The sequence below is a fragment of the Mesorhizobium sp. M5C.F.Ca.IN.020.32.2.1 genome (assembly GCF_004023105.1).
GTDB lineage: Bacteria > Pseudomonadota > Alphaproteobacteria > Rhizobiales > Rhizobiaceae > Mesorhizobium > Mesorhizobium wenxiniae.
Map to the genome: position 1 here is coordinate 1 of NZ_RZSX01000202.1, position 8,358 is coordinate 8,358.

Below are 8,358 nucleotides of genomic sequence, written 5' to 3' on the forward strand. Positions count from 1 at the left end.
GACATCATCCTTTCGGCGAGCATGCCGAGCGCGTTTTCATGCATATGGCCGGCAAATTCGGCGGTCGTGGCGGCGGCTTCGGCCCATTCGGCCACGGCATGAGGGGCGGCGGGCGCGGCGGGCCGGGCGACATGTTCCGCGCTGGGCGTATGCTGGCCGACGGCGATCTCAAGCTGATCACGCTGTCGCTGTTGGCCGAGGCGCCGCGCCACGGCTACGACATCATCAAGGCGCTGGAGGAGCGCACCAGCGGCGTCTACAGCCCGAGCCCAGGCGTGGTCTATCCGACGCTGACCTTCCTGGAAGAGGCCGGCTATGCCGTCTCGTCGGCGGAAGGCAACAAGAAGGTGTTTTCGATTACCGAGGCCGGGCAGGCGCATCTCAATAGCAATCGCGAGATGATCGACCATGTGCTCGACCATCTCGAGCGTTTCGGCCGCAAGATGGCAAAGGCGCGCGACTGGTTCGGCTGGAACGAGGACGAGGATGGCGGACGTCGCGGCCGCGGCCGTTCGGAAAAGCGCAACGAATTCCGCGCCGTGCGCCACCGGCTGCGCGCAGCCCTCGGCGACATCGTCGACGCGCCCGCTGAAAAACAGGCCGAGGCAATCGCAATATTGAAAGGGGCGGCCGAAGCCCTCGAAGCGCTGTCGCGCGATTGACGTCCGGGCCGGATGCGGCCCTTGCCCGTTTGCCTAAGGACCGCTAGTGAAATCATCCTGCACCACGCTATGTGATGCAGGATGATTGCCGTTGGAGGGCGCTCCCATGTCTTTTCTGAAACGTCTTTTCGGCGGTGGCGGCGGTGACGCGGGCGAACCAAAGAGTGCTGCACCGGCAAAGCAGATCGAGCACAAGGGATTTTTAATCAGCGCGACGCCCTACAAGGCGGAAGGCCAATACCAGACCTGCGGCGTAGTTTCTAAGGAGATCGACGGCGTGATGAAGGAGCACAAATTCATCCGCGCCGACCGTTTTGCCGGGCTCGACGACGCCGTCGACATCTCGATCAAGAAGGGCATCCAACTCGTCGACGAGCAGGGCGAGAAGATGTTCGGGTAGATCCTCATTACAGCCTTGGATCGATTGGCTCGCTCTCCAGCGCCAGCACGCCAAAAACACACTCGTGAATCCGCCGAAGCGGCTGTTTGGCGACAAATCGCTTCAGCGCCTGGTGGCCGAGCGCGAATTCCCTGAGCGCCGAGCTGCGCTTGCCGCCCAAGCTTCGCTCTCGCAGGCGGACCAGATTGTCCGGCGCATCATATTCGGGGCCATAGATGATGCGCAGGTATTCTCGGCCGCGGACTTTCAGCGCCGGCTGGATGAGTCCCTTCTTGCTCCGACTGATGAAGTCGAGCGGTTTAACCACCATGCCTTCGCCACCCGAGCCCGTCAGCGCCTCCCACCAGGCGACGGCCTCCGCACACGCGCTGGCGTCGGCCAGATCAACCGTGCGCCATCGCGTGCGCGTTACCACGCCATCGCCCGCAGCCAGACGGTCTGCAAGCGTCATGTGCCAAATGTGGTCCTGGTCGAACCAAACACGTCCCTCACTGGCGAGCAGGTGGAACGGCGCAACCTTCAGGCCGTCGATGTCCGAGACCGGCCACACATAGGGCGCCCAGGCGATGGCATATTTGGCCGCACGCGAAGCCCGGTCTTCAAGGCGGGCGTTGAGGGCGGTTGCATCGACGCCGCGCGCCATCGCACGGGCCAACGCCTCGCGACTGACCTGGAAGCCGGCGGCCGAGGACGTTGCCACCGGCGCATACTGGCTTTCAATCAAGCTGCTGGCCTTGGCCGACCAGGGCATTATCTCGGTGTCCAGCAGCAGCCAGTCGCTGTTTAATTCCTCCCACAGTTCCGCTGCTTCGACGCCGGCGCGGAGACGGGCGAGCAGGCCTTCCGTCATGGCAGGGTCGTTGAAAAAGGAGCGTCCGGTCCGGGTCCAGATCGCGCCGGTTTCATCGCCCAATGTCCCGAAGCGGTTACGGGCCGTCTGCGCGGCCCGGCACAGCGCGATCACTGCCCGCGAGCCCATGTGCTTCTCCTCACACACCACCTGAGCGACGTCACGTTCGCGGTAGTAAGCGAGGGCGTCCTCGGGACGTTCCAGCCAGCCGCCTAGGCTGCTCGTCTCTGACGGCGACATCGTCGGCGGCAGATAGATCAGCCATTGCGGCGGCAGCGCGAAGCGGCTCATTACCTCCAGCGCTGCCGAAGCATTCTCCTCGGCTACGACAATCCGGCCTCTCAGTTCGGTCTCGATCCAACGGCGACCGGAGACATCCTGGTAGTCGAGTACCCCGTCGGCATCGGCCTGCGCCGATTTATCCGGCCTGGAACCGCCCAGCGGACGCATCGGTTCCGACCAGGTCTGGATTGCCGGGACATCGACCAGTTCGCGTTCGGGCCAGCGCAAAGCCGTCAACTTGCCGCCGAATACGCAGCCAGTGTCGATGCACAGGGTGTTGTTGACCCACTCGGCCGACAGCACCGGCGTGTGGCCGTAGATCACGGCCGTCTTGCCACGGTAGGCCGTGGCCCAGTCCGCTCGGACGGGAAGGCCAAATTGGTCGATCTCGCCTGTGGTCTCGCCATAGAGGGCGAACTCACGCACGGCGCCGGAGCCGCGTCCTATCATCTCTTCCCTAAGGCCAGCATGAGCGACGGCGAGGCGTCCGCTGTCCAGCCAGACATGGCTGCGCAGGCCGTCGAGGAAGGCCGGCAGGGCTTCTCGCAGACCGCGATCCTGAGCGTCCAATTGGTCGATCGTTTGCTGAAGGCCGTGGGCGACCGTGACCTTGCGGCCTTCCAGCCATCGGCTGAGCTTGCGTTCGTGATTGCCTTGGACACAGTAGGCAGTACCGGCTGCGACCATGCTCATAGCGATGCGCAGGACATCGGGCGCGTTGGGGCCGCGATCGACGAGATCGCCGACAAAGACGATCTTGCGGCCGTCCGGCGGGGTCACGGCGACCGTCCGATCGTCGCGATCCTCGGACCAAGCGACCCTGTAGCCGAGTCGACTGAGCAGGATCTGAAGCTCATCGGCGCAGCCGTGGACATCGCCTATGATATCGAACGGACCGTGGTCGCCGCGCTTGTCGGTCCACAGCGGTTGGCGCGAGACCTTGGCGGTGTCGATGCTGGCCTCGCTGGTAAGCTTCCAGACCTGGCGGAAGCCCTCGCGTTGCAGGCCGCCGAGACCCTTGCGGATTTCGGTCGTCATGCGTTGGGCCACCCCGGGCCCGAACGGCCGGTCGGGGCGCGACGCGTTGCGCGCGACGCAGACATCGACACCAGGATCGATGACCACAGCGACTGGCAGAGCGTGCCACTTGCGCGCCAGCTCGACCCAGGCCTTGCGGTCGGCGGCCCGCACATTGGTGGCGTCGATGACGGCCAGCTTGCGGTGCTTAAGCCGTTTGCCGGCGATCTCGCGCACCAGCTCGAAGGCGTCGGCCGAGACGTCTTGATCAGTCTCGTTGTCGGTGATGAGCCCGCGGCAGCGATCCGAGGAAATGATCTCGGTCGGCAGGAAATGCTTGGCGGCGAAAGTCGACTTGCCCGATCCGGTCGAGCCAATCAGCACAACCAGAGCGAAGTCAGGGATGGTGAGATCGGTTTTGTCGGGCTCTCTCATCGCGTGAATACCGCCATCTGCGTGGGCGCCCCCAGCACAGGGTTCTCGGTCCCGATGCCGCTGAAGGCGGAGGCATAGCCATAGGTCTCACCAATTTTGGCCGCCCAGGTTTCGAACTGGGCGCGGCTCCATTCGAAGCGGTGGTCCGGGTGGCGAAAGGCGCCAGGGGCCAGGTTGGCGAACAGAACGTTGTAGTCCGCATTCGGAGTGGTCACGATCACCGACTTGGGCGTCGTCTCACCGAAAACGATGCGTTCGACCAGAGGCAGCCTGTTCTCGTCTAGATGCTCGATGACTTCGACCAGCACCACAACGTCGGCCTCGGCCCAGCGTCTATCCCGATACGTCAGCGATCCATGTAGCAGCGTGACCCGACCCTCGGGCGGCCCGCCGAATTCGTTCAGCTTGAGACGCTTGGCAGCCCATTCCAGTTCGCGGACTGCAGGATCAAGTCCAAACAGCTTGTGGACCCATCGTTCGCGCACAAGCCGATAGAGTAGCTTGCCTTCGCCGCATCCCAAATCCGCAATAGTGGTTCCGCCGGTGGCTCGAATGGCCTGAACCACAGCGTCCATACGCAAATCGTTCAACCGGATCGGCACCTCCAGCGCCTCCTCGGGCGCGACGCGGACTTCAGGAGGCAGCGCCTCGCCGGCCGTCTCGGGAGCCAATCGCTCCAGGGCGATACGGGCCAAGGCACCGCGATTGCGCAGATAGCGACGTACGATGAGGTCTTTGGCGGGATGGTTTTCCAGCCAGCCCTCGCCCTTGGATAGCAGCTTGTCGATCTCAGCCTCGCCGACCCAGTAGTGCTTGGCGTCGTCCATCACCGGGATCAGGACATAAAGGTGGTTCAGCAGGGCACTTAGCCGGCCGGTGCCGGTCAACTTCAGTTGACCGTATCGCGGGCCGCTTGCACCAGACCCGACGTCCCCTATCGGGGTTAGATCGACGGTCCACCCCAAAGATTCGAACAGGCCTCGAACCAGAGCCTCACCGCCGCGCATCGGCAGCGGTGTCACCACCGCCTCCAGCGGCAGGTCGCTGTTGGCCAGTTCCTGACGCTCCTTTGATATGCCGGTCATAGCGGTCCGCAGCGTTTTGTTTAGCGCCACCGACAGGAAGGACGATGCCGCATAGGGCCGGTCGTTTACATACTGGTCCAGCAGGCCTTCTGCCTGACCTTTGCCCCGCACGAGCCCTATCGGATCGACGTCGAGCAGTAGTGCAGCCTCGCAACGCTCGTCAGTCGCCTCGGGATAGAACAGCCACGCCTTGCCGAAGGACAGGTCGGTCTCGTGCAGACGATCGGGATGCTTGTGCAGCAAGAAGCCGAGATCTGTGGCCGGACGATGCGTTGTGGCGACGGAGAGGAACATCGGCGACCGATAGCGCAGACAAGCGGAATAACCAATGGTGTCGCGCCGCTATCCTGGTAAAAGCCATCCAACACTTTGACTCGGGCGCAGCCGCGCTAGCAGATCGCAAAAAGGCAGGCGCCGGGCGCCTGCCTTTTGTTCTGGTTACCAGTTGTTCGTGCTCTACGCGGCAGCGGCGACCGCTCCGGTTGAGGCTACAACGGCATCCACCTTGGCTGACGCCTTGGCCAGAGCGGCCGAGACGGCCTCGGGGCCCATGCCGACGCCCTCGATGCGGATGACTTCGACGTCGGTCATGCCGATGAAGCCAAGCACGCTGCGCAGATAAGGGATGGCGTGGTCCATCTGCACGGCAGCGCCTTCCGAATAGATGCCGCCCGAGGCGAGGACGATGTAGACCTTCTTGCCGGTGACTAGGCCCTTCGGGCCATTCTCGCCATAAGCGAAGGTCTTGCCGGAGCGAGCGACATGATCGACCCAGGATTTCAGGGTCGACGAGATGCCGAAATTGATAAAGCCGGTGGCCAGGATGATGGTGTCGGCGGCGAACAGCTCGTCGAGCACGGCGTCGGACACGCCGACGACCTCGGCCTGGCGCGGGGTACGGGATTCAGCCGGCGTGTAGATGCCGGCTGAATAGTCCGGATCGATGTGCGGCAGCGGGTTCGCAACAAGGTCACGCACGACAAGCTTGGCCGACGGATCGGCGGCAACGAGCTTCTCGGCGAGCTCGGTGGCGATACGGGTCGAGTGCGAGGCATTGCCGCGCGGGCTGGAAGTGACAAGAAGGATGGACATGGCGGGTCTCCAGGGCTGGAACGATTTGTCCCGCTAAATATGGGTTCTCGACCCATTTGAAAAACTGGTATATTTTTTATACTATCCATCTACAATCTGGATAAGGCTATGCAACCCAATCCGACGCTCGACCAACTGCAAATCCTGGTCACGGTGGCCGACACCGGCAGTTTCTCCGCCGCCGGGCGCAAGCTCAACCGCGCGCAATCGGTCATCAGCTATGCCATCGCCAATCTCGAGGCGCAGCTCGGGCTGCAACTGTTCGAGCGTGAGGGCACGCGCGAGCCGCAGCTGACCGAGATCGGCCGGGCGATGCTGGAGGACGCGCGACGCATGACCGGTGTGCTGCAGCGCATCCGCTCGCGCGTCGACGGCTACCATCAGGGGCTGGAGGCGGAAGTGGCGCTGTCGGTCGATGCGGCACTGCCCTCACCGGTGCTGGTGCGGGTGCTGAAGGCGTTCGAGGCTCAGTTTCCGACCGTGATGCTGCGCCTCCATATCGGCACGCTCGGCCTGATCCCCGATCATGTCGTCAGCGGGCAAGCCGATCTCGGTGTTGGCGGCCTGCTGGGCGAGGTCGACGTCCACCTTGTGCGCATCGGCTTCATGTCGATAGTTCTGGCCGCCGCGCCCAGCCACCCGCTGGCGCTGCTGCCGAAGCCGGTGGCGATCGAGGAGGTGCGCGAACACACCCAACTCGTTGTCACCGACCAGTCCGAGCGCACCAAGGGGCGCGACTTTGGCGTCTTTGCCTACCGCACTTGGCGGCTGACGGACCTGCGCACTAAGCATATGCTGATGCGTGAGGGTCTGGGTTGGGGCGGGCTGCCGCGATGGCTGATCGCCGATGATCTGGCGAGTGGCCGGCTGGTGGAACTCGACCTCGAGCCTTACAGCGAGGTGCGTTCGCCGCTGTTTGCCATGCATCGCACCGACCGCAGCCCGAAACCCGCGGCAGCTTGGCTGATCGATCAGTTCAAACGGCAGCTCGGCTGCTTCAACGAGTTCGAGCCGGGCCAGGTGCCTGAGGATGAGTCGGAGACAGTCCATCGATAAGGGCGACAAGCACCTCGCGATAGGGGCCGGTCTCGGCGCCGGCCTCGACAGCGAGCGCCGCCCGATCGAAGGCGGCGGCAAGCAGCGCGGTCAGTGCCTCCACCGGCAATCTTGTCATGGTCTGCGCGCGCATCGCCGCGACGAGGCCCTCGCGCAAGGAACGGTTGCCGTGGCGGTTATCGATGTCGTCCATTGCGGCGCGGCCGAGCACGGCCGGTCCGTCGAGCAGCAGCAGCCGGGTGCGGCCGGGTGCGCGCATGGCGGCAAGGTAGGCATCGGAACCGGCGATCAGCGCGTCACGGGCAAACAGTGAGGGCGGCGAGGCGCGCTCGATCTCTTCCGCCACAGCCGCCGCCTCTTGCTCGACCACCGCGGCGAACAGCGCCTGCTTGTCGGCAAAGTGGTGGTAGAGAGCGCCGCGCGTGACGCCGGCCGCAGCCACGATCTCTGGCGTGCCGGTCTCTGCATAGGATTTCTCGGTGAACAGTTTTCGCGCCGCGGCGATCAGGTCGGCGCACGTCGCTTCGGTGCGATCGCGGTTGGAGCGGCGCGCGGGTTCCTGTTGCATACGTGCAGCCTGTATGTTAATACAATTGACATGCAGACTGTATGTTATCTGACGAGAGAAGGAAAGATGAAGACGACGAGCTATTATCCGGTGCTGATGACGGGCGACGTTGCCGGCACGAAGGCATTCTATATCAAGCACTTCCGTTTCAAGCCGCTGTTTGCGAGCGACTGGTATGTGCATCTGCAGTCGGCCGAGGATCGCCGGGTCAATCTTGGCATCGTCCAAGGCGACCACGAGACAATACCTGAGGAGGGGCGTGGCCGAACCTCGGGGCTGCTGATCAATTTCGAGGTCAAGGATCCGGACGCGGTCTACGAACGGATCCTGGCCGCCGGCCTGCCGATCCTGCGGTCCTTGCGCGACGAACCCTTCGGCCAGCGTCATTTCATCACCAAAGACCCCAATGGCGTGCTGATCGACGTGATTAAGCCGATCCCGCCGAGCGCGGAGTTCCTGGCGCAGTTTGTTGAAGGGTGACGGGGAGCCTGAACGACGCCCCCCGACAGGAACTGTTGGCAGAGGTGAGGGGACGGCTCGGGCCGCGTGACCGGGCGGGCATTCGCGGTCTATGGTGAGCTTGGCAACCTTGGGACCATTCCATGCGTGAAATCTGCCTTGTCCGCGCACCCTCAAATCTTGGCCTCCGCCCGCTGAGACCAGATCATATACCGGGGACGTGGCGTGCGCCGCAGGCATTGACCGAAGCCGGCTTGATCGAGACGCTTGCGCCCGCCAAAGTGGTTGATCTTGATCGGCCCGCCTATAGCACGGTGCCGCAGCCGGGCACCCGGCTGCGCAACGGCAACGCGATACGCAGTTTCAACCTCGGACTCGCCGAAGTTGTTGCCGGCGCGCTGGGCCGAGGCGAATTCCCGCTGGTCGTCGGCGGCGACTGCGCGGTCCTGCTT

The 8,358-nt window shown here is 63.8% G+C and carries 8 protein-coding genes and 1 pseudogene; 5 read left to right on the plus strand and 4 right to left on the minus strand.

What is annotated here, in order from left to right; translation table 11 throughout:
• Both EOA86_RS12700 and EOA86_RS12705 read left to right on the plus strand, forming a co-directional pair.
• Positions 1-662 (plus strand): PadR family transcriptional regulator (locus EOA86_RS12700; protein ID WP_348633343.1); only part of this gene is annotated, 662 nt, incomplete at its 5' end.
• Between the two features lie 106 nt (positions 663-768).
• Complete coding sequence (locus tag EOA86_RS12705; RefSeq protein WP_065009209.1) at positions 769-1,062, plus strand: HlyU family transcriptional regulator; 294 nt, start codon at positions 769-771, stop codon at positions 1,060-1,062.
• Positions 1,063-1,069: 7 nt separating this feature from the next.
• Here EOA86_RS12705 and EOA86_RS12710 read toward each other — a convergent pair whose 3' ends face one another.
• The 3 genes from EOA86_RS12710 to EOA86_RS12720 form a co-directional block, all read right to left on the minus strand.
• Complete coding sequence (locus EOA86_RS12710) at positions 1,070-3,646, minus strand: polynucleotide kinase-phosphatase (protein WP_128341961.1); 2,577 nt, start codon at positions 3,644-3,646, stop codon at positions 1,070-1,072.
• The gene (locus EOA86_RS12715; RefSeq protein WP_128341963.1) at positions 3,643-5,025 is read right to left on the minus strand and encodes a 3' terminal RNA ribose 2'-O-methyltransferase Hen1; all 1,383 of its coding nucleotides are present in this window, start codon (positions 5,023-5,025) and stop codon (positions 3,643-3,645) included. The genes EOA86_RS12710 and EOA86_RS12715 overlap by 4 nt, the downstream gene beginning before the upstream one ends.
• 162 nt (positions 5,026-5,187) lie before the next feature.
• On the minus strand, positions 5,188-5,823 hold the full coding sequence (locus EOA86_RS12720; protein ID WP_127211126.1) for an FMN-dependent NADH-azoreductase: 636 nt from the start codon (positions 5,821-5,823) through the stop codon (positions 5,188-5,190).
• Positions 5,824-5,931: 108 nt separating this feature from the next.
• On the opposite strand from EOA86_RS12720, the gene EOA86_RS12725 reads away from it, so the two are divergent.
• Positions 5,932-6,879: a LysR family transcriptional regulator gene (locus tag EOA86_RS12725; protein WP_128341964.1), complete on the plus strand. Its 948-nt coding sequence runs from the start codon at positions 5,932-5,934 to the stop codon at positions 6,877-6,879.
• On the opposite strand, the gene EOA86_RS12730 is transcribed toward EOA86_RS12725, so the two are convergent.
• Positions 6,821-7,447 carry a TetR/AcrR family transcriptional regulator gene (locus EOA86_RS12730; protein ID WP_128341966.1) on the minus strand — a complete coding sequence of 209 codons (627 nt, stop codon included), beginning with the start codon at positions 7,445-7,447 and terminating at the stop codon, positions 6,821-6,823. The genes EOA86_RS12725 and EOA86_RS12730 overlap by 59 nt on opposite strands.
• 66 nt (positions 7,448-7,513) lie before the next feature.
• On the opposite strand from EOA86_RS12730, the gene EOA86_RS12735 reads away from it, so the two are divergent.
• Together EOA86_RS12735 and EOA86_RS12740 are read left to right on the plus strand one after the other, a co-directional pair.
• Positions 7,514-7,927: a VOC family protein gene (locus EOA86_RS12735; RefSeq protein WP_127211920.1), complete on the plus strand. Its 414-nt coding sequence runs from the start codon at positions 7,514-7,516 to the stop codon at positions 7,925-7,927.
• 218 nt (positions 7,928-8,145) lie between these two features.
• A pseudogene (locus EOA86_RS12740) lies at positions 8,146-8,358 on the plus strand (arginase family protein); the annotation flags it as partial.

Excerpts from the sequence above, each read along its gene's own strand:
- EOA86_RS12705 (WP_065009209.1), top strand. The coding sequence starts at position 769 with ATGTCTTTTCTGAAACGTCTTTTCGGCGGTGGCGGCGGTGACGCGGGC.
- EOA86_RS12710 (WP_128341961.1), bottom strand. The coding sequence starts at position 3,646 with ATGAGAGAGCCCGACAAAACCGATCTCACCATCCCTGACTTCGCTCTG.
- EOA86_RS12715 (WP_128341963.1), bottom strand. The coding sequence starts at position 5,025 with ATGTTCCTCTCCGTCGCCACAACGCATCGTCCGGCCACAGATCTCGGC.
- EOA86_RS12720 (WP_127211126.1), bottom strand. The coding sequence starts at position 5,823 with ATGTCCATCCTTCTTGTCACTTCCAGCCCGCGCGGCAATGCCTCGCAC.
- EOA86_RS12725 (WP_128341964.1), top strand. The coding sequence starts at position 5,932 with ATGCAACCCAATCCGACGCTCGACCAACTGCAAATCCTGGTCACGGTG.
- EOA86_RS12730 (WP_128341966.1), bottom strand. The coding sequence starts at position 7,447 with ATGCAACAGGAACCCGCGCGCCGCTCCAACCGCGATCGCACCGAAGCG.
- EOA86_RS12735 (WP_127211920.1), top strand. The coding sequence starts at position 7,514 with ATGAAGACGACGAGCTATTATCCGGTGCTGATGACGGGCGACGTTGCC.